General features: G+C 57.6%; 24 protein-coding genes. 21 read left to right on the top strand and 3 right to left on the bottom strand.

Features of this window, described 5'->3' with window-relative positions:
* The first annotated feature begins 66 nt into the window (after positions 1 to 66).
* The 15 genes from ACR0JI_RS03520 to ACR0JI_RS03450 all read left to right on the top strand — a co-directional run bounded on the left by ACR0JI_RS03520 (position 67) and on the right by ACR0JI_RS03450 (position 14,496).
* Positions 67 to 471, top strand: a complete 405-nt coding sequence (locus tag ACR0JI_RS03520) for a DUF5333 domain-containing protein (protein WP_480476089.1) — start codon at positions 67 to 69, stop codon at positions 469 to 471.
* 5 nt (positions 472 to 476) lie between these two features.
* Positions 477 to 2,498 (top strand): NADH-quinone oxidoreductase subunit NuoG, encoded by a 2,022-nt coding sequence (gene nuoG, locus ACR0JI_RS03515; RefSeq protein ID WP_480476091.1) that lies wholly within the window; start codon positions 477 to 479, stop codon positions 2,496 to 2,498.
* Between the two features lie 68 nt (positions 2,499 to 2,566).
* Entirely contained in the window at positions 2,567 to 2,710 is a 144-nt protein-coding gene (locus ACR0JI_RS03510) for a hypothetical protein (protein ID WP_480476092.1), read from the top strand.
* Complete coding sequence (gene nuoH / locus ACR0JI_RS03505) at positions 2,703 to 3,740, top strand: NADH-quinone oxidoreductase subunit NuoH (protein WP_117868407.1); 1,038 nt, start codon at positions 2,703 to 2,705, stop codon at positions 3,738 to 3,740. Before ACR0JI_RS03510 ends, nuoH begins: the two co-directional genes overlap by 8 nt.
* Before the next feature lies 1 nt (position 3,741).
* Positions 3,742 to 4,236 (top strand): NADH-quinone oxidoreductase subunit NuoI, encoded by a 495-nt coding sequence (gene nuoI / locus ACR0JI_RS03500; RefSeq protein ID WP_480476094.1) that lies wholly within the window; start codon positions 3,742 to 3,744, stop codon positions 4,234 to 4,236.
* Positions 4,233 to 4,643, top strand: a complete 411-nt coding sequence (locus ACR0JI_RS03495) for a carboxymuconolactone decarboxylase family protein (RefSeq protein ID WP_170476531.1) — start codon at positions 4,233 to 4,235, stop codon at positions 4,641 to 4,643. The genes nuoI and ACR0JI_RS03495 overlap by 4 nt, the downstream gene beginning before the upstream one ends.
* Complete coding sequence (locus ACR0JI_RS03490) at positions 4,640 to 5,242, top strand: NADH-quinone oxidoreductase subunit J (RefSeq protein ID WP_480476096.1); 603 nt, start codon at positions 4,640 to 4,642, stop codon at positions 5,240 to 5,242. Before ACR0JI_RS03495 ends, ACR0JI_RS03490 begins: the two co-directional genes overlap by 4 nt.
* Complete coding sequence (locus ACR0JI_RS03485; protein WP_480476098.1) at positions 5,239 to 5,787, top strand: hypothetical protein; 549 nt, start codon at positions 5,239 to 5,241, stop codon at positions 5,785 to 5,787. Before ACR0JI_RS03490 ends, ACR0JI_RS03485 begins: the two co-directional genes overlap by 4 nt.
* Positions 5,784 to 6,089 (top strand): NADH-quinone oxidoreductase subunit NuoK, encoded by a 306-nt coding sequence (nuoK, locus tag ACR0JI_RS03480; protein ID WP_005984024.1) that lies wholly within the window; start codon positions 5,784 to 5,786, stop codon positions 6,087 to 6,089. Before ACR0JI_RS03485 ends, nuoK begins: the two co-directional genes overlap by 4 nt.
* A 6-nt stretch (positions 6,090 to 6,095) precedes the next feature.
* Positions 6,096 to 8,234 (top strand): NADH-quinone oxidoreductase subunit L, encoded by a 2,139-nt coding sequence (gene nuoL, locus ACR0JI_RS03475; RefSeq protein ID WP_480476100.1) that lies wholly within the window; start codon positions 6,096 to 6,098, stop codon positions 8,232 to 8,234.
* The gene (locus ACR0JI_RS03470; RefSeq protein ID WP_480476102.1) at positions 8,234 to 9,778 is read left to right on the top strand and encodes an NADH-quinone oxidoreductase subunit M; all 1,545 of its coding nucleotides are present in this window, start codon (positions 8,234 to 8,236) and stop codon (positions 9,776 to 9,778) included. The genes nuoL and ACR0JI_RS03470 overlap by 1 nt, the downstream gene beginning before the upstream one ends.
* Positions 9,779 to 9,793: 15 nt before the next feature.
* Complete coding sequence (gene nuoN / locus ACR0JI_RS03465; protein WP_480476104.1) at positions 9,794 to 11,236, top strand: NADH-quinone oxidoreductase subunit NuoN; 1,443 nt, start codon at positions 9,794 to 9,796, stop codon at positions 11,234 to 11,236.
* 55 nt (positions 11,237 to 11,291) lie between these two features.
* The gene (locus ACR0JI_RS03460; protein WP_480476106.1) at positions 11,292 to 12,041 is read left to right on the top strand and encodes a biotin--[acetyl-CoA-carboxylase] ligase; all 750 of its coding nucleotides are present in this window, start codon (positions 11,292 to 11,294) and stop codon (positions 12,039 to 12,041) included.
* 11 nt (positions 12,042 to 12,052) lie between these two features.
* Entirely contained in the window at positions 12,053 to 12,832 is a 780-nt protein-coding gene (locus tag ACR0JI_RS03455; RefSeq protein ID WP_480476108.1) for a type III pantothenate kinase, read from the top strand.
* The gene (locus tag ACR0JI_RS03450; protein WP_480476110.1) at positions 12,829 to 14,496 is read left to right on the top strand and encodes a ribonuclease J; all 1,668 of its coding nucleotides are present in this window, start codon (positions 12,829 to 12,831) and stop codon (positions 14,494 to 14,496) included. Before ACR0JI_RS03455 ends, ACR0JI_RS03450 begins: the two co-directional genes overlap by 4 nt.
* 10 nt (positions 14,497 to 14,506) lie before the next feature.
* Here the strand turns inward: ACR0JI_RS03450 and ACR0JI_RS03445 are convergent, their stop codons facing one another.
* A complete protein-coding gene (locus tag ACR0JI_RS03445; protein ID WP_480476934.1) occupies positions 14,507 to 15,208 on the bottom strand; it encodes an NUDIX hydrolase in 702 nt (233 codons plus the stop codon).
* A gap of 25 nt (positions 15,209 to 15,233) precedes the next feature.
* Positions 15,234 to 15,632: a DUF983 domain-containing protein gene (locus ACR0JI_RS03440; RefSeq protein ID WP_480476112.1), complete on the bottom strand. Its 399-nt coding sequence runs from the start codon at positions 15,630 to 15,632 to the stop codon at positions 15,234 to 15,236.
* 219 nt (positions 15,633 to 15,851) lie between these two features.
* On the opposite strand from ACR0JI_RS03440, the gene ACR0JI_RS03435 reads away from it, so the two are divergent.
* The 4 genes from ACR0JI_RS03435 to ACR0JI_RS03420 are packed head-to-tail and all read left to right on the top strand — an operon-like array spanning position 15,852 to position 17,759.
* Positions 15,852 to 16,322, top strand: a complete 471-nt coding sequence (locus ACR0JI_RS03435; protein WP_267362793.1) for an EF-hand domain-containing protein — start codon at positions 15,852 to 15,854, stop codon at positions 16,320 to 16,322.
* 6 nt (positions 16,323 to 16,328) lie between these two features.
* Positions 16,329 to 16,946, top strand: a complete 618-nt coding sequence (locus ACR0JI_RS03430) for an RNA polymerase sigma factor (RefSeq protein WP_480476114.1) — start codon at positions 16,329 to 16,331, stop codon at positions 16,944 to 16,946.
* Positions 16,936 to 17,289, top strand: a complete 354-nt coding sequence (locus tag ACR0JI_RS03425) for a hypothetical protein (protein ID WP_480476116.1) — start codon at positions 16,936 to 16,938, stop codon at positions 17,287 to 17,289. Before ACR0JI_RS03430 ends, ACR0JI_RS03425 begins: the two co-directional genes overlap by 11 nt.
* Positions 17,286 to 17,759: a periplasmic heavy metal sensor gene (locus ACR0JI_RS03420; RefSeq protein WP_480476118.1), complete on the top strand. Its 474-nt coding sequence runs from the start codon at positions 17,286 to 17,288 to the stop codon at positions 17,757 to 17,759. Before ACR0JI_RS03425 ends, ACR0JI_RS03420 begins: the two co-directional genes overlap by 4 nt.
* 5 nt (positions 17,760 to 17,764) lie before the next feature.
* Here the strand turns inward: ACR0JI_RS03420 and ACR0JI_RS03415 are convergent, their stop codons facing one another.
* On the bottom strand, positions 17,765 to 19,165 hold the full coding sequence (locus ACR0JI_RS03415; RefSeq protein WP_480476120.1) for a diguanylate cyclase domain-containing protein: 1,401 nt from the start codon (positions 19,163 to 19,165) through the stop codon (positions 17,765 to 17,767).
* 88 nt (positions 19,166 to 19,253) lie between these two features.
* Here ACR0JI_RS03415 and ACR0JI_RS03410 point away from each other — a divergent pair, with 88 nt between their 5' ends.
* Complete coding sequence (locus tag ACR0JI_RS03410; RefSeq protein ID WP_480476122.1) at positions 19,254 to 19,538, top strand: DUF3572 domain-containing protein; 285 nt, start codon at positions 19,254 to 19,256, stop codon at positions 19,536 to 19,538.
* A gap of 24 nt (positions 19,539 to 19,562) precedes the next feature.
* A complete protein-coding gene (locus ACR0JI_RS03405; protein WP_480476124.1) occupies positions 19,563 to 20,255 on the top strand; it encodes an HAD family hydrolase in 693 nt (230 codons plus the stop codon).
* Positions 20,256 to 20,326 lie beyond the last annotated feature (71 nt).

Raw genomic sequence — 20,326 nt, 5'->3', positions numbered from 1 at the left:
AGGGTGTTATTGCCTAGCAGCTGCGAACCGCTTCGTCTTGGACAGTCCAAGACGAAAGGAAAACCCATGTCTGTTGTAAAATTGGTCGCCCTCGCATCGCTGATGGCCTTGCCGACGGTTGTAGAAGCAAAGCCGCCCTTGAGGGATGTCAAAGAGATCGACAACGAACTCTACTACATCGCCATTGCAAATGAGATTTCCGAGTTCTGCCCGTCGATCAGCGGGCGGCGATTGAAAGCGATCAGTGTGATGTGGGGACTGCGGTCCAAAGCGAATAATCTGGGGTACTCGGACACGGAAATCCGCTCATATGTCGAGTCGGATGCTGAAAAGGATCGGATGCGGGCCAAGGGCGAGGCTTATCTGGCGAAAAACGGCGTGTCCTACGACAACCCCAAAACATTCTGCTCTTTGGGGCAGAAGGAAATCCAAAGAAACAGCGCCATTGGCGTTTATTTGAGAGCGAACTGAGAGCCATGTCTGACCTCCGCAAGATCAATATCGACGGGCAGGAAATCGAAGTCGAAGGTGCGATGACCCTGATACAGGCCTGTGAGCAGGCCGGGGTCGAGGTGCCGCGTTTCTGCTATCACGAGCGTCTGTCGATTGCGGGAAACTGCCGGATGTGTCTGGTTGAAGTGGTGGGCGGTCCGCCGAAACCGGCTGCATCCTGCGCGATGCAGGTACGCGATCTGCGCCCGGGGCCAGAAGGGCAGCCACCGGTGGTCAAGACGAACTCTCCCATGGTCAAGAAGGCCCGCGAAGGGGTGATGGAGTTCCTGCTGATCAACCACCCATTGGATTGCCCGATCTGTGATCAGGGCGGAGAGTGCGATCTTCAGGATCAGGCGATGGCTTATGGCCTGTCCGGTTCGCGGTTCAAAGAAGCCAAGCGCGCGGTTGATGATCTGGATCTGGGACCGCTTGTGGGTACGGCAATGACCCGCTGCATCAGTTGCACCCGTTGCGTGCGCTTTACCACCGAAGTCGCTGGGATTACTCAGATGGGTCAGACAGGGCGCGGTGAGGATGCCGAGATCACCTCGTATCTGAACCAGACGCTGGATTCGAACCTGCAGGGCAACATTATCGACCTGTGCCCGGTTGGGGCGCTGACCTCGAAACCTTATGCGTTTACGGCGCGCCCGTGGGAATTGACCAAAACCGAAAGCATCGACGTTATGGACGCGCTGGGATCGAACATTCGTGTCGATACCAAAGGGCGCGAGGTGATGCGCTTCCTTCCTCGCAATCATGACGGAGTGAATGAAGAGTGGATCAGCGACAAAACCCGCTTTGTCTGGGACGGGTTGCGGCGTCAGCGATTGGACAAACCTTACATCCGCGAAAACGGCAAGCTGCGCCCGGCCTCATGGTCGGAAGCACTGACCAAGGCCGCAGAAGCACTGAAAGGTGCTGAGAAGCCAGCCGGTATCGTCGGTGATCTGGTACCGGTCGAGGCCGCATTCGCATTGAAACAGATGATCGAAGGGCAAGGCGGAGTTGTTGAGTGCCGCACCGATGGGGCCAACCTTCCGGCCGGAAACCGTGGCGCATATGCCGGGACCGCCGCGATTGAAGACATCGACGACGCGGAACGCATCCTTCTGATCGGCACCAACCCGCGCGATGAAGCACCGGTTTTGAACGCGCGTATCCGCAAGGCGTGGGCGCACGGGGCCGAAGTCGCTTTGGTGGGTCCAGCGATCGATCTGACTTATGGGTACCATCATGTGGGCGATGATCGCGCAGCGCTGCAAAAGGTTGTTGACATGGGCGGCGATGATGAAATCAGGGGCAAACGCTCGCTGGTTATCGTCGGGCAGGGAGCGCTGCAGGAGGCGGATGGAGGAGCTGTTCTGGCTGCCGCGCAAACAATTGCCGCAAATACGGAAAGCGGCCTGATCATTCTGCACACTGCGGCGTCGCGCGTGGGCGCGATGGATGTGGACGCCACCAACGATGGCGGTATGGAAGCAATCAATGCTGCGGATGTGATCTATAACCTTGGTGCGGATGAGGTCGAAATCGGCGAAGGCGCCTTTGTGATCTACCAGGGCAGCCACGGGGATCGGGGCGCGCACCGCGCAGATGTGATCCTGCCGGGCGCGGCCTATACCGAGGAAAACGGTCTGTTCGTGAACATGGAAGGCCGCCCGCAACTGGCGATGCGCGCCGGGTTTGCGCCTGGTGAGGCCAAGGAAAACTGGGCCATCCTGCGTGCGCTGTCGGCCGAGTTGGAGGCGACGCTCCCCTATGACTCACTGGCGCAGTTGCGCACAGCCTTGATCGATGCGGTTCCCCATCTGGCCCGCATCGACGAGGTGATTGAGAATGAGGTTCAAGCGCTGGAGGCCGGGTCTTTGGGCAAGGCGGCCTTCCGCAATGCGATCAAGGATTTCTATCTGACCAACCCGATCGCACGGGCCTCGCAACTGATGGCCGAGCTTTCGGCGCAGGCGCAAGCCCGCAAAGCTGAGAAGATTGCGGCGGAATGAACGAAAGCAGTTTCATATCGCAAACCAGCGCTGTGGTCGGGTGGCACCTGACTGCGCCGGAAATGTGCGTGAAACGAAAGAAAAAGGGTGGCGCAATGGCGGCAGATGCTGTTTACACCAACGCGCCGACCCAGCCGCAGTTTGCGCAGGCATCTGGCCTTTGCATCGCGCGCGAAAAACGGAATACCCACGGTGTGAGGACCAATGGCTGAATTCTTTAACACCCCCGGCGGAATAGCCATCATCATTCTGGCGCAAGTGCTTGCTGTTGTTGCCTTCGTGATGATCTCGCTGTTGTTCCTTGTTTATGGCGACCGCAAGATCTGGGCCGCTGTCCAGATGCGCCGCGGCCCTAACGTGGTCGGCGTTTACGGCCTGCTGCAATCGGTGGCGGATGCGTTGAAGTACGTCGTCAAAGAGGTCGTGATCCCCGCGGGGGCCGACCGCACGGTTTTCATCCTCGCGCCGCTCACCTCTTTCGTGTTGGCGATGATCGCCTGGGCGGTGATCCCGTTCAATGATGGCTGGGTCCTGTCGGACATCAACGTCGCAATCCTCTATGTCTTCGCCGTGTCCTCGCTTGAGGTTTATGGCGTGATCATGGGCGGTTGGGCGTCGAACTCAAAGTACCCGTTCCTCGGCTCGTTGCGCTCAGCCGCGCAGATGATCTCATACGAGGTTTCCATCGGTCTGATCATCATCGGTGTGATCATCTCGACCGGGTCGATGAACTTTGGTGACATCGTCCGCGCGCAGGATGGGTCGTTCGGCTTCTTCAGCTGGTACTGGCTGCCGCATTTCCCGATGGTCTTTCTGTTCTTCATTTCGGCGCTGGCCGAGACCAACCGACCGCCGTTTGACCTGCCCGAAGCGGAATCGGAACTGGTGGCGGGTTATCAGGTCGAATATTCGGCCACACCCTTCCTGCTGTTCATGGCCGGTGAATACATCGCGATCTTCCTGATGTGCGCGCTGACCTCGCTGCTGTTCTTCGGCGGCTGGCTGTCGCCAATCCCGGGCCTACCCGATGGCGTACTGTGGATGGTCGCCAAGATGGCGTTCTTCTTCTTCATCTTCGCGATGGTCAAGGCCATCACGCCTCGCTACCGCTATGACCAGCTGATGCGGTTGGGTTGGAAAGTTTTCCTGCCGTTCTCGCTGGTTTGGGTAGTCTTTGTGGCCTTTGCGGCGAAATTCGACTGGTTCTGGGGCGCATTCGCCCGTTGGAGCGTAGGAGGCTGATATGACCCAAATCGACTATACCCGCGCTGCCAAGTACTTTCTGCTTCAGGATTTCTGGGTCGGCTTCAAACTGGGGATGAAGTATTTCTTCTCGCCCAAGGCCACCCTGAACTATCCGCACGAAAAAGGCCCTCTGTCCCCGCGGTTTCGCGGTGAACACGCCCTGCGCCGCTATCCAAACGGTGAAGAGCGCTGCATCGCGTGTAAACTGTGCGAGGCGGTTTGCCCGGCACAGGCCATCACCATCGATGCCGAACCCCGCGCGGACGGCAGCCGCCGCACCACGCGCTATGACATCGACATGACCAAGTGCATCTATTGCGGCTTCTGCCAAGAGGCATGCCCGGTCGATGCCATCGTCGAAGGCCCGAACTTTGAATTCGCGACGGAAACCCGGGAAGAGCTGTTCTACGACAAGGAAAAACTCCTGTCGAACGGCGAGCGCTGGGAAGCCGAGATCGCGCGCAATCTGGAACTGGACGCACCGTACCGATGAGTGACAGCCCGACAAATCCGTTCGAGCTGATGATGAAGCAAGCTCAGGACATGGCCAAGGCGATGAACCCGGCGATGGAAAGCTTCTCGCCCAAAGGGTTCGAGGCGCTGTGGCCGACCATGCCCAAAGAGGTCATGGAGATGATGTTCGGCAACACCGTCAACAAGGACGGGCTGGATGCCAAAACGCGCCTGTTGCTGACGCTGGCCGGGCTGACCTGTCAGGGCGCTCAGGCGGATTCGGCCGTGCGCCAGACCGTGCGTCATGCGCTGGAAGCGGGCGCGAAGAAACAAGAGATCGTGGAAACGATCGGTCAGATGTCGGTCTTTGCCGGCATCCCGGCCATGACCCGCGCGCTGGATCTGGCGCAAGAGGTCATGGGCGACAACGAGGATGAGGATCAATGACCGTCTTTGCCTTCTACCTGTTTGCCATCAGCGCCATCACCGGCGGGCTGTTCACGGTGATCAGCCGCCAGCCGGTGCACTCGGTCCTGTGGTTGATCCTGGCGTTTCTGTCCTCGGCAGGGTTGTTCGTGCTGCTGGGGGCCGAGTTCGTGGCGATGCTGCTGGTTATCGTCTATGTCGGCGCGGTCGCGGTTCTGTTCCTCTTCGTGGTGATGATGCTGGACGTGGACTTTGCCGAGCTCAAGGCCGAAATGGCGCGCTATATGCCGCTGGCACTGCTGATTGGCCTGATCATCCTGATGCAGTTTGTCATGGCTTTCGGGGCGTGGGACAGCGCACAGGGTGCTGCGGCCAATCTGGCGCAGCCGGTCCCGGCAGACCGCCACAACACCGAGGCGCTTGGCCTCATCCTTTACGATCAATATTTCCTTCTGTTCCAACTGGCGGGCCTGATCCTGCTGGTGGCCATGATCGGCGCCATCGTTCTGACGCTGCGCCACCGCAAGGACATCAAGCGTCAGGACATTATCGGCCAGATGATGCGTGACCCGGCCAAGGCGATGGAGTTGAAGGACGTGAAACCGGGGCAGGGGTTGTGAGAGGCGAACTTTTGAAAGTTATAGCCATGACGGCTTGTCTTGCGCTAGCTCCGGCGTCGCTGTTGGCGTGTGAGAGTGCGCCGCAGAACGAGGGTTACAAGTTAAATCGAATGAACTCCGATTGCAGCTTTGTAAATGGCGGTAGAGGGCAATTTGAAACGTTCTCCGGAGAAGCCGTAGTCAATATTGGCAATGGACGCATTGGACAACGTGTGAATGCCGGAGACGGTTGCAGCCCGAAACAAAGCCTGTTCTTTCAAAACTGCGGCAGCGGAGAAGGTATCGTTATCTATGGAGAATATAGGCCGACCAACATCGCCGGTTACGTGCCAAGTTCTATTGATCTGATACAAAAGCCAGAAGGTCCCATCGGACTAACCGCTGAGACAACAGTAGCCGAACTGAAGCAGATTGCATCCGAACATCGATATTCATTCACGAAAGATATCCGGAAGTTCTTTGCTCGAACCAAAAACCACAAGCGCATCGACTACACCTGCGGCTGCAAACTCTACTACCCCGACTCGCCAGGAGCGAAGCTATGATCGGACTTGAACACTATCTTACGGTCGCGGCGACGCTGTTCGTCATCGGCATCTTCGGTCTCTTCCTGAACCGCAAGAACGTCATCATCCTGCTGATGAGCATCGAACTGATGCTGCTGGCGGTGAATATCAACCTTGTGGCGTTTTCCAGTTTCCTCGGCGATCTGGTCGGGCAGGTGTTCACGTTGTTCGTGCTGACCGTTGCAGCAGCCGAGGCGGCGATTGGTCTGGCCATTCTGGTCTGTTTCTTCCGCAACCGCGGTACGATCGCGGTTGAAGACGTCAATATGATGAAGGGGTAAGGGAACATGGAAACCACCATCCTCTTTGCCCCGCTGGTGGGCGCGCTGCTTTGCGGGTTCGGCTGGAAGTTCATTGGCCAGAAAGCTGCCATGTGGACGGCGACGGGCCTGCTGTTCCTGGCCTGTCTGCTGTCCTGGATCGTGTTCTTCACCTTCGACGGGCACACACAGCAGATCGAGATCATGCGCTGGATCGAAAGCGGCTCGCTTTCGACAAGCTGGGCCATCCGTCTGGACCGACTGACGGCGATCATGCTGATCGTGGTGACAACCGTTTCGGCGCTCGTGCACCTGTATTCCTTCGGCTACATGGATCACGATCCGCAATGGCGCGAAGGCGAAAGCTATAAGCCGCGTTTCTTTGCCTATTTGTCCTTCTTCACTTTCGCCATGCTGATGCTGGTGACGGCGGATAATCTGGTGCAGATGTTCTTTGGCTGGGAAGGTGTGGGCGTCGCCTCATACCTGCTGATCGGGTTCTATTATCGCAAGCCTTCGGCCAATGCGGCGGCAATCAAGGCCTTTGTGGTCAACCGGGTTGGCGACTTTGGTTTTGCTCTGGGCATCTTCGCGCTGTTCTTCCTGACCGACAGTATCAACTTCTCGGATATCTTTGCCTCTGCTCCTGCGCTGGCAGAAGAGAAGCTGCATTTCCTGTGGGGGGAATGGACCGCGATCGAAGTGATCTGCGTTCTGCTCTTCATCGGTGCCATGGGTAAATCGGCGCAGTTGATCCTGCACACATGGTTGCCGGACGCGATGGAAGGCCCGACGCCTGTGTCAGCACTGATCCACGCTGCGACCATGGTGACCGCAGGCGTCTTTTTGGTCTGCCGCATGTCCCCGCTGATGGAGTTCGCACCGGGCGCGACAGGGTTCATCACTGTTCTTGGCGCCTCAACCGCGTTCTTCGCTGCTACTGTTGGTCTGGTTCAGACCGATATCAAACGTGTCATCGCGTATTCGACCTGTTCGCAGCTAGGCTACATGTTTGTGGCGGCGGGCGTGGGCATGTATTCGGCGGCGATGTTCCACCTGTTTACGCATGCCTTTTTCAAGGCGTTGTTGTTCCTTGGGGCCGGTTCTGTGATCCACGCGATGCATCACGAGCAGGAGATGACCGAATATGGCGGTCTGCGGAAGAAGATCCCCTATACCTTCTGGGCGATGATGATCGGAACTCTGGCGATTACCGGTGTTGGCATCCCGCTGACCACCTTTGGGTTTGCCGGTTTCCTGTCAAAGGACGCAATTATCGAAAGCGCCTATGCGGGCGGGTCAAGCTATGGCTTCTGGTTGCTGGTTGTTGCTGCCGCGTTCACCTCGTTCTACAGCTGGCGTCTGATCTTCCTGACCTTCTATGGCGAGCCGCGCGGCGACAAGCACACGCATGATCACGCACATGAAAGCCCGATGGTCATGCTGGTGCCGCTGGGTGTACTGTCGCTGGGTGCGGTATTCGCGGGCATGATCTGGTACGGAAACTTCTTTGGCCATGCGGATAAGGTCGGCAAATTCTACGGTATTCCGGTTGCAGAAGCCTCAGAGCATGCCAAGGCCAGTGATCACGCGGCGGCGGATGCGTCGCACGGCGAAGACAGCCATGCCGATGACAGCCATGCTGATGACGCCGCGCATGGTGAGAATGCCGCAGAGGGCGGGGACCACCATTATGTGTTTGCGGGCGAGCCGGGTGAAGGGGCGCTTTATATGGCGCCGGACAACCACATTCTGGACGATGCGCATGCGGCTCCGAAATGGGTCAAGGTTTCACCATTCGTTGCGATGGTGCTTGGCTTTATCGTGGCCTATTGGTTCTACATCGTGAACACGTCTCTGCCCGCACGTTTGGCAGCAAACCAGCGTCCGCTGTACCTGTTCCTGCTGAACAAATGGTATTTCGACGAAATCTACGACGCGATCTTTGTCAAACCCACTGTCGCCCTTGGCCGGTTCTTATGGAAACGCGGTGACGGCAACACGATTGACGGCTTCCTGAATGGGGTTGCTATGGGCGTGGTTCCCTTCTTCACCCGCCTCGCAGGCAAGGCGCAGACCGGGTACATCTTTACTTACGCCTTCTGGATGGTTTTGGGCATTGCGGCCCTTGTCACCTGGATGTCGATCGGCGGAGGCGCACACTAATGGACAATATCCTATCTATTGTCACCTTTATCCCCGCCATCGCAGCAGGCATTCTGGCGCTGTTCCTGCACGGCAGCGACGTTGCAGCGCAGCGCAACGCCAAGTGGATTGCGTTGCTGGCGACAACTGTGACGTTTCTGGTGTCAATTGGCATCTACACAGGCTTTGATCCTTCGAACACCGGTTTCCAGATGGTGGAAGAGGGTGAATGGCTGATGGGCCTGAAATACAAGATGGGTGTGGATGGCATCAGCGTTCTGTTCGTGCTGCTAACCACTTTCATCATGCCGCTGACCATTCTGGCCAGCTGGAATGTGACGGACCGAGTCAAAGAATACATGATTGCTTTCTTGCTGCTGGAAACGCTCATGCTGGGCGTGTTCATGGCGCTGGACCTGGTGCTGTTCTACCTGTTCTTCGAGGCGGGTCTGATCCCGATGTTCCTGATCATCGGTATCTGGGGCGGCAAGGATCGTATCTATGCCAGCTTCAAGTTCTTCCTTTACACCTTCCTTGGCTCGGTGCTGATGCTGGTGGCCATGGTCGCAATGTATGCTGACGCGGGCACCACGGATATCGAAGCGCTGATGGCCCATCAGTTCGCATCCGAGAGTTTCAGCGTGTTGGGCATCTATGTCACCGGCGGTATGCAAACGCTGATGTTCCTGGCCTTCTTCGCGTCTTTTGCGGTGAAAATGCCGATGTGGCCGGTGCACACCTGGTTGCCCGATGCGCACGTTCAAGCGCCGACGGCGGGCTCGGTCGTGCTGGCCGCGATCCTGTTGAAGATGGGCGGCTACGGCTTCCTGCGGTTCAGCCTGCCGATGTTCCCAGTTGGCTCGGCGGTGATGACTGATCTTGTGCTTTGGATGTCAGCTATAGCGGTTGTTTATACCTCGCTGGTGGCACTGGTGCAGGAAGACATGAAAAAGCTGATCGCGTATTCCTCGGTCGCGCATATGGGTTTTGTCACGATGGGAATCTTTGCTGCGAACCAGCAGGGCATTGACGGCGCGATTTTCCAGATGCTGAGCCACGGCTTTATCTCTGCCGCACTGTTTCTTTGCGTCGGTGTGATCTATGACCGGATGCACACACGGGATATCGATGCCTATGGCGGTCTGGTCATCCGGATGCCCGCCTACGCGCTGGTCTTCATGCTGTTCACCATGGCCAATGTCGGCCTGCCGGGCACCAGCGGGTTTATTGGTGAGTTCCTGACACTCATGGGCACATTCCAGGTCAACACCTGGGTGACTGCTGTTGCGGCGACCGGTGTGATCTTCTCGGCAGCCTACGCGCTGTGGCTCTACCGTCGCGTTGTCTTCGGGGATCTGATCAAGGAAAGCCTGAAGGCGATGACCGACATGAGCTCGCGCGAGCGGCTGATTTTTGCCCCGCTGATCGTGATGACGATCCTTCTGGGCGTTTACCCGTCACTGGTGACCGATGTGATCGGCCAATCGACGACGGCACTCATTTCGAACTATGACACGGCTCTGGCCGCGGCTAAGGCTGCGACCCAGACTGCCGCTTCGCATTAAGGGAGCTTTGGAGACATGATCCAGGCTGATCTGACAATTATCCTGCCGGAAATCGTTCTGGCGATCTATGCGATGGTGGCTCTGTTGGGGGCTGTCTACACCTCGAAAGACGGGCTGGCTTCGGTTCTGGTCTGGACTACGGCGGGCCTGATGGCGGTTCTGGCGATCTGGATCGCTACCCAGGGCAGTGGCACCAACGTAGCCTTCAATGGCATGTTCGTGGATGACGGGTTCGCGCGTTTTGCCAAAGTTGCCATCCTTTTGTCGGCAGGTGCCGTTCTGGTGATGAGCCAGGAATACATGGCGCGCCGGGGTCTGCTGCGCTTTGAATATCCGTTGCTGGTGGCCCTTGCAGCCGTCGGTATGATGATGATGGTGAGCGCGGGCGATCTGATGTCTCTTTACATGGGACTCGAGCTGCAATCCCTTGCGCTGTACGTTGTTGCCGCGCTGCGTCGTGACAGCGCGAAATCAACCGAAGCAGGGCTGAAATACTTTGTTCTGGGCGCCCTCAGTTCAGGTCTGCTGCTGTATGGTGCTTCGCTGGTTTACGGGTTCACAGGCACGACACTGTTCTCGGGCATTATTCAGACGGTCCATCATGGGGACGTCTCGGTTGGTCTGTTGTTTGGCCTGATCTTCCTGATTTCGGGTCTGGCATTCAAGGTTTCGGCTGTTCCGTTCCATATGTGGACACCGGATGTCTATGAAGGGTCGCCGACGCCAATTACGGCCTTTTTTGCCACCGCCCCGAAAGTCGCGGCAATGGCCTTGTTTGCACGCCTGCTGCATGACGCCTTCGGAGGTGTGGTCAAAGACTGGCAGCAAGTGATCGTTTTGCTGTCGGTGCTGTCGATGCTGCTGGGGGCGGTTGCCGCAATTGGTCAGCGCGACATCAAGCGACTGATGGCGTTCTCGTCGATTGCCCATATGGGCTATGCGCTGATCGGTCTGGCGGCTGGCACCGAGTTGGGTATTCAGGCGATGCTGATGTATCTGGCGATTTACGTGACCATGAACATCGGCACGTTTGCGTTTATCCTGATGATGGAACGCGACGGCAAACCCGTCACTGACATTGATGCGCTGCGCCAGTATTCCAAACGTGATCCGGGCAAGGCCCTTGCTGTTCTGATCCTGATGTTCTCGCTTGCCGGTGTGCCACCGATGCTGGGTTTCTTTGCGAAGTTTGGTGTTTGGCGGGCTGGTGTAAGTGCCGATTTGACCGGCCTTGTTGTAGTTTCAGCCATCGCATCGGTAATTGGCGCCTTCTATTACCTGCGGATTGTGTTCTACATGTATTTCGGGGCCGAGAACGAAGACCCGATTGAAACGCGGTCGACACCCGTTCTGTGGGTCGCCCTGATGGGGTCCGCGGCGCTGATGCTGATCGGGGTCTTCTATCAGTTTGGGATCGAGGGCGCTGCGGCGGCTGCGGCGGCAACTCTTGTCAACTGAACGTTTTGCACAATCTGAAAGAGGGGGCTCGGTCGCGTGACCGGGCCTTTTTGATATGACCAAGTGGCCACAAGGCTATGGCCTGCACGAGGTGCAGGAAGTTGATAGCACACTCAACGAAGCAGCGCGGATTGCCCCCAATGCCCGTGGTCCTGTGTGGATCATGGCGCATCATCAGACGGCTGCGCGTGGGCGACGCGGACGGTCATGGGCCAACCCTATGGGCAACCTTGCCGCGACCCTTTTGATGCGCCCTGAAGGTGCTCCAGAACAGGCGGCTCTGCGCAGTTTTGTTGCGGCACTGGCTCTGTTTGACGCTTGTGTCTCTGTGACGGGGCGTGCGGCGGGGCTGTCGTTGAAATGGCCCAATGACGTACTACTGAACGGTGGCAAGCTTGCTGGTATTTTGCTGGAAAGCGCCGGGCAGGGGCGTGGTGTGGCGTATCTGTCGATCGGTATTGGTGTGAATCTGGCCAACGCCCCAGACGCCGACGCGGTGGAACCGGGCGCGGTCCGACCTGTCTCTCTTTTGTCGGAAACCGGTGCAAACGTCACGCCCGAGGATTTTCTGACCGAGCTTGCTTCAGCCTATGCCAAATATGAAACTCAGTTTGTTACCTACGGGTTCGAACCCATTCGCACCGCGTGGCTGTCCCGTGCTGCCCGGCTGGGCGAGGTTATTACGGCCCGTACCGGCACGTCTGAGACGGTTGGGACCTTCGAAACGGTAGACGCAGGCGGTAACCTTGTCTTAAACACCGCCAAAGGCCGCGTGAGCATTCCTGCGGCGGATGTCTATTTCTGAAAGGGGCGCAAATGCTTCTGGCCATTGATTGCGGCAATACCAATACAGTCTTCTCGATCTGGAACGGTCAGGAATTTCTGTGCACCCTGCGCACCTCGACCCATCATGCACGCACGGCGGACGCCTATTTCACCTGGTATTCGACGCTGGTGAAACATTACGGGATCGAGGCGAATATCTCGGATGTCATCATTGCGTCGACCGTGCCGCGCGTGGTGTTCAACCTGCGCATCTTTGCCGATCGCTTTTTTGGGTGCAGGCCGCTGGTGGTAGGTAGGCCGGATTGCCTGTTGCCCGTGCCGCCGCGCGTGGATCAGGGGACCGTGCCGGGCCCGGATCGACTGGCCAATGCAGTTGGTGCATTTGACCGTCATGGCGGCAATGTCGTCGTGGTGGACTTTGGTACTGCAACAAATTTCGACGTTGTCGCCGCGGACGGTGCCTATGTTGGGGGCGTCATCGCTCCGGGTGTGAATCTCAGCCTTGAGGCTTTGCATCAGGGCGCAGCCGCACTGCCGCATATCGACATCACGCGTCCCGAGAAGGTGATCGGTACGAATACGGTTGGTTGTATCCAGTCAGGCGTGTATTGGGGGTATTCCGGCCTGATCGAGGGGCTGATCGCGCGGATCAAGGCCGAATATGGAATGCCGATGAAAGTCGTGGGAACCGGAGGGTTGGCCCCCTTGTTCGATCAGGCCGACGTGGGGTTCGACGTAATCGAAGATGATTTGACGATGCACGGCTTGACCGTGATTCATCGCTATAACAAGGATAATGGCTCGATATGAGCAGTGAAAGATTGATCTACCTGCCGCTGGGTGGCGCGGGCGAAATTGGTATGAATGTCTACGTGTACGGATATGGTCAGCCCGGGCAGGAACGCCTGATCCTGGTGGATCTGGGTGTCACCTTTCCCGATATGGACACAACACCGGGCGTCGACCTGATCTATGCGGATATTTCCTGGTTGAAAGAACGGGCCGACCGGCTGGATGGCGTTTTCATCACCCATGCGCATGAAGACCATGTCGGCGCCGTGGCGCATTGCTATGAGGCACTGGGAGCACCGATTTATGCCCGGGCTTTCACGGCCAATATCGCACGTCGCAAGATGGAAGAATACGCGCACCCGACCGATGCGGTGACAACCGTGTCCTCTTGGCCCGAAACGGTCTCAGTCGGACCGTTTACGGTGGGCTTCCTTCCGGTTTCACATTCGATACCGGAAAGTGCTGCTTTGGTCATCGACACGCCCGCAGGGCGCGTGGTGCACTCGGGTGATTTCAAGCTAGATGCAAACCCAGTCGTGGGCGAAGCCTTTGATCCCGACCTGTGGGCCGAGATTTCCAAGCCGGGTGTCAAGGCGTTGGTTTGCGACAGCACGAATGTTTTCTCGGCGCATCCGGGCCGTTCGGAATCCGAGGTTGGGCCAGAGATTACAAAGCTAGTCGAAAACGCCGAGGGTATGGTTGTGGCTACCACCTTCGCGTCGAACGTGGCACGGGTTAAAACATTGGCCGAGGCGGGCGCACGCGCGGGGCGTTCAGTTGTGTTGCTGGGGCGCGCAATGCGGCGGATGATCGAGGCCGCGACTGAAACCGGTATCCTGTCGGACTTCCCCAAGGTGATCAGCGCGGAAGAGGCGCTGGACCTGCCGCGCCAGAACCTGATGCTGATCGTGACCGGCAGCCAGGGCGAGCGCCGTGCGGCAAGCGCGCAACTGGCCCGCGGCAAGTACCGTGGTCTGGAACTGTCCGAAGGCGACCTGTTCCTGTTCTCGTCAAAAACCATTCCCGGAAATGAACGTGGCGTGATTTTCATCATGAACCAGCTCAGTGAAAAGGGCGTGGATGTGGTGGATGACAGCTCGGGCCTCTATCATGTCTCTGGCCATGCGAACCGGCCCGATCTTGAGAAGGTGCACGCGCTGATCGATCCGCAAGTTGTGATCCCAATGCATGGAGAGCACCGGCACCTGCGCGAACATGTCAAACTGGCTGAGCAGGGTGGCAGAACGGGTGTGCTGGCCGTGAACGGCACCATGCTGGATCTCAGCGGCAATGCACCCGTGGTGATCGACTATGTCGAAACCGGGCGTACCTATCTGGACGGTACAGTGAAAATCGGTGCGATGGACGGTGTGGTACGGGACCGTATTCGCATGGCGCTGAACGGCCACGTAACTGTGACAGTCGTTCTGGACGAAGAAGACGAGCCGCTGGGCGAACCGTGGTGCGATACGATGGGTCTGCCCGAGGTTGGAACGTCCCGGGCCGGATTGGTCGAGGTGTTGGAAGAAGACCTGAACCAGTTCCTGATGCGGGCGGCAGCCAAGACCCTACGGGATGACGACAAGCTGGAAGACGAAATGCGCCGGATTGTGCGTCAGACGGCAAAAGCGGAAATCGGCAAAAAACCCGAAGTGACGGTGGTTGTCAGCCGGATGCGGTGAAACTGATCGGTCAGTCGTGCTCGGGCATCGGATAGCCTCTGAGCCGCAGGAACAGATTGGCTTCTTCGTTGTTCTGATAGAACGGAACCGATACTGGCGGCTCGGGTGAGGTCACCCGGGCCGCGACCTCGGCCAGAACAACCTCGGTGATAAACGGCAAATCTAGGTCGCGCGCCCGATCCAGTTCCACCCATTGCAGATGCGACAGCTCGTCCGAGGCATGGCTGAAATCATCCAGATCGCCCTGCAGCGCATCGGCATCGACCAGAAAAAACCGCGCATCGAACCGGCGGGGGCGACCGGGCGGTGTGACTGCGCGAAAAACAAATTGTAGCGCAGCTGCCGACGGCACGTAACCCATGGCGGAAAAGCTCTGCCAGTCGTCGGGAATGCTGCCCGGCCAGTGTCCTGTCTGGCCAAGGACAAGTCCTGTCTCTTCCCAAAGCTCGCGAATTGCTGCGGCGGCAAGGGCGTGTTGTTTTCCGGATTCCGCCTGTTCCGCCAACCGCTCAGAACACAGGTCAGGCAGTGCGGTCGCAAGCGGTACATCCGCATCCGCCGGATCGACCGCTCCACCGGGGAACACGAATTTGTTGGGCATGAACACAGCCTTGGACCCACGTTGACCCATCAGGATCGACGGATTGGTCCACCTGTTCCGCAAAACGATGACGGTTGCGGCGTCGCGGATGGCGGTCTTGTCGGTCATCATGCCGAGAACAATCGCTTCTTCCGGCTCATGAATCGTTGCCAAAACCGTGCATACGACGCGCCCACTGATAGGCGACCACAGCGCCTTTCAAACGGGGGAGCAAAAACAGCGACAGTGCAATGCAAGCAATGGAAAACCCGATGGCCATTACCCATGGGTCCGGGCGCCAGTTCACATACGAGACGTGCAGGGCCGGGGCCAACAAATGCCCGACCAGCAGGATCGTCAGATAGGCGGGCCCATCATCGGCGCGATGATGAAACAGTTCCTGTCCACAGTTCGAGCAGGTGTCATTCACTTTCAGGTAGCTGTGCAACAGCTTGCCTTCGCCGCAACTAGGGCACTTGCACCGAAACCCTTTGACCAAAGCGGGCCAGGTTTCACGCTCGCTCTGGGTTGTGGTGTCGATCGTCTGATCCGTCATAATATAACTCGCGCAGTAATCTTTGGCGGATAATGCGCCTGAACGGGTGGTTTTTAAAGGGGGGTGCGTCGCTTTGCAACGCACCTAGGGTGAACCACGTTGTGAAATACCGAGATGGTTCAAAAAAAGTTGCTGACACTGCGACGGAATTCCCTGCCTCGCGCGTTTGAATGGATATGAGCAGCGGCACTCAGGCCGCGTCAACAAGGGAAAACCGAAATGAAAAACGCAAAGTTCATCACGGCGATTGTCCTGTCGGGTGTTGCAATCACCGGCACGTCTGTTCTGGCGGCTGGCCCGGGTGGTCGTGAGCCAGTGTCCTTTCAGGAATTGGATGCCAATGGCGACGGTCAAGTGACACAGCAGGAAATGGAAGCACATCGCACCGAGCGTTTCTCGGCCGCGGATACTGATGGGGACGGCCAGCTCAGCCTTGAGGAGATGCAGGCCGCCGCTCAGAAAAAAGCAAACGACCGCGTCACCAAAATGTTCGAAAACAACGATGCGAACAAAGACGGGTTCCTAAGCCAGGACGAGTTGCCGAAACCGCGCCGGGGTGACAAGATGTTTGACCGGATGGATGCAGATAACAGTGGTGGAATATCGGAACAGGAATTTGCCGATGCCAAAGACCGGATGGGACGGCACCATAAGAAAAAGCACCACAAGTCGGGTGCAATCGACAACTGATGCAGGGTGGAGAACCTGACCTCCCACCTACACAATGTTCGCGGTGCGGGTTGCACCGCGAGCTCTCTCAGCGACGATGTGTTGCTGAGCCAATTTGCTGAGGGTGACGCACAGGCTGCGCGGGTCTTAACCGATCGCCTTGGGCCGCTTTGTTATTCCGTCGCGTTGCGTATGTTGGGCAATCGGGCCGAGGCAGAAGACGTAACGCAGGAGGCGATGATGCGGATGTGGCAGATGGCGCCGGAATGGGTGCCGAGTCAGGCCAAAGTGTCGACATGGCTGTATCGCGTGACGTTGAATCTGTGTGTGGACATCCGGCGCAGGAAGGCCCCCGGCAGGTTGTCGGATATTCCTGAGCCAGAAGATGGCAAAGCCAGCGTAGCCGACCGACTGCAGGATGAGGCCCGCGTGGATGCATTGCAGCTTGCCCTGTCTCAGCTGCCGGAAAGGCAGAGGCAGGCAGTGATTCTGCGCCACATCGAAGAGTTGCCCAACCCTGAAATTGCCGGGATCATGGGAATTTCAGTAGAAGCGGTCGAAAGCTTGACCGCGCGGGGCAAACGAAGTCTGACCGCGATACTGGCCGGGCGACGTGAAGAACTGGGGTATGACGATGACGGATGAAAACCTGGAACTGGATCATTTGTTTGCGCAGGCTCGGCAGAACCGACCGGCGCTGCCCGACGATCTGGCCGTGCGCATCCAGACAGATGCTGAAAAACTCCGTCTTAGTCGCCTAGGGCCTGAACCTCGACCTCAATCTTCGATCTGGCATCGAATGATGGACAACGTAGGTGGCTGGCAGGGGGTGGGCGGCTTGATCGCCGCCAGTGCGGCGGGGCTCTGGATCGGTTTTTCCGCGCCGGGGTTCCTGCCCGATCCCGCCAATCTGCTGACATCGCAAGAGGCGGCATTTTTTGTGGCGGACCTTGGATATGACACGAGTTTTCTGGAGAGCACAGAATGAACGCTGCCCTTAAACCGAAACGCCGGTGGATGACGGTTTTGTTGGTCTTGTCATTGGCTCTGAACCTGTTGGTTGTCGGTGTTGCAGTCGGAACCGTGCTGCGCCTGAAGGATGGAGATCACACCGAGGCACCGCCGGGATTCGGCCCGGCGCTATATCGCTCTTTGCCGAAAGATGATCGAAAAGCGATGCGAGGGGAACTGTCTGCGCTACGCGAAAAAGACCTAAGGGGGCGCAGACAGGACTTTGAAGCCTTGAGCCTGGCACTGCGCACAGTGCCCTTCGAACCAGTCGCCGTTGAAGTGTTGTTGCAGAAACAGTCGCAGGCAACGGCAGAACTGCAACTAGCCTTGCAGACACGATGGCTGGCTCGCGTCACCGCCATGAGCGACGCAGAGCGGCAGTCTTATGCGGACAGGTTGCAAAAGATCGTCGAACGCGGGCCGCATGGACACAAGAAAAAGGATTGACGGGTTCAGGCGGCGCTTTGCCTGATACTCACCTGATTGCGCCCCGCTTTTTTTGCTGCGTAAAGGGCTTTATCGGCGGCTTTCAGGATATCTTCTACAGGAACGGGCGTGCGTTCTTTTCCCGGCTGACCCGATTGCGGCATCTCCAGCCCAATGCTGATCGTGACGTTAACCTGTAAACCTTGGTCCGATAGCAGGAACGGGGCGCGACAAATGCTGTCGCAGATGGTCTCAGCCAGTTTTCTGGCTTGCTTTTGTGACACATCGGGCACCGCGAACATGAACTCTTCACCGCCGATACGGGCGACAAAACCTTTGGATCCAAGTGCGCTTTGCATGCGTTTTGCGGCCAGCGTCAGAACACAATCACCGGCGCCGTGGCCATGGCAGTCATTGATGGCCTTGAAATGGTCCAGATCCGCCAGCATGACGGCAAAGCCACACCCGGTACGGGCAGACTGGCGCACGATCTGATCCAATGCCCGCATGGCGTAACGACGATTGTGCAACCCGGTCAGCGGATCAATCCAGGACTCGGCGATCCCTTTTCTCAATGATACGCGCAAATGATCAAGCCGCGCCTTGCGCGCAATCTGATTGTTCAGCCGCAACAGGATCTCTTGCGCGCAGAATCCCCCCAGGCACACGGCGTCTGCTCCTCTGTCCAGCGCTTCTGAGGCCTGCACGGCATCGTAGTCTTGCAAGACGCCAATCAGGACAGTGTTCCGGGTTGCTGCCCGTGACCTGAGATCTGCAAGGATATTCAGCGCGGACGGGTGCGAGCTCAGTTCGACCACAATCGCGTCCGGTATCGGTCCGGACAAAACGCCCTGCAAGTTCGATTGAAGGTGCCAGGACAGATCGAAATGGTGCTGGCCTTGCAAGGCCTTGTGCCAAAGGGCACCGGTTCGGACAGTATTGGTCAAGATATCAACCCGGGCCGCGTTCGGGGGGGTGATCATGACAGGGGCGGGTTCCCCAAATCCAATAGGTTGTGATCCGTTGCTGACCTGCAAATCTTGAGTAACTGCGCGCGCACGCAAAAGGCTGCGAATGCGTGCCAGCAGCAACGTATCTTTGAAAGGATGCGTCAACACATCGTCCAGCCCGTCTTTCAGGGCACGCAGGCGCGCGTTTTTGTCATTCTGTGCTGCAAGTACGACAACGGGCACGTCATCCAGGCCAGATACTTCGGTAAGGGCTTTCTTGACATCTGCGGCTGTTCCGTCGGGCAATGTCTGTGCCGTCAGTACAAGGTCCGGCTGAACGCGACGCGCAAGGGCTTGTAGCCCTTCAAGTTTTCCACCCTGTACCACGTGATACCAGGCAGCGGTCAGTTGAACCTTCAGCATTATGCGGTTGGTTGATACCCCGTCGAGGACAAGGATGGTGCCTTGCACAGACATAGTCGTTCACCGTTGATTGCATGCGTGAACAAATTGTTTATGAGTCTGGTTAACAAACTCTTTCCATCACCTGATCCGAGCACTGTTTATGTCCATTTCGCCCGATTCAGCCGAGACTCTTGCTCTGACGGCCTTGGGTTGGCTGGTCAGCAATGACGAGCTTTTGCCTGTCTTTCTTGGCTCGACAGGTGCTTCGATCGGGGATGTTCGCAATCGGGCCGGTGACCGGGACTTTCTGGCTTCGGTTCTCGATTTTCTAGTGCTTGACGATTCGTGGGTCATGGCGTTTTGTGACGCCAACTCGATCGCCTATGATCACCCTGCCCAAGCGCGGGCGGTTCTGTCAGGCGGTGGCGATGTACACTGGACCTGAACACCTTTTCCGCAGGAGCACGCGATGCCAATAGAAGCAATCGTCTTCGACAAGGATGGCACTTTGTTCGATTTTGCCAAAACCTGGGGAACCTTCGGGCGGTCGTTGCTGATGCGTCTGACAAAGGGGGATGTAGACCGGGCGGTGGAACTCGGGAGCATCATCGGATTTGACTTCGAGCAAGAGCGGTATTCCACGGATAGCATTGTGATCGCCGCAACGGTCGAAGAAATCGCCGAGGTGCTTATTGCGCATGTTGACGATGTGACATTGCAGGAAGTTGTGGACATGATGAATGCCGAGGCCGCAGCCGCTCCTCAATCCCCTGCCGTGCCGTTGGGTCCATTCCTAAAAGGGTTGCAGCAATCCGGGATCAAACTGGGCGTTGCGACAAATGACAGTGAGCACCCGGCATTGCAGCATCTGGAATCTGCTGGAATACGCGAACACTTTGATTTTATCGCTGGGTATGACAGTGGTCATGGGTTCAAACCGGGGCCAGGTCAGTTGCTGGCCTTTGCCGCACAGGTCGGGGTCGAGCCGTCGCGCATTGCAATGGTGGGTGACAGTGTTCATGACCTGCAAGCGGGGCGCGCAGCCGGGATGATCACCATTGGCGTTTTGACCGGATTGGCAGAAGCAGATGCGCTGGCACCGATGGCGGATGTGGTCCTTCCGGATATCGGTCACATTCCAGCGTGGCTGGCCGAAAAATGATGTGTTGATCCCGAAAATCGACGAACAATTATAGAAAACCGACAAGCTCTGTCGCAGATGGAGCGGCCAGA

It is taken from the genome of Ruegeria sp. N10 (assembly GCF_056531545.1).
This window is presented reverse-complemented; position numbering and strand designations above follow the sequence as displayed.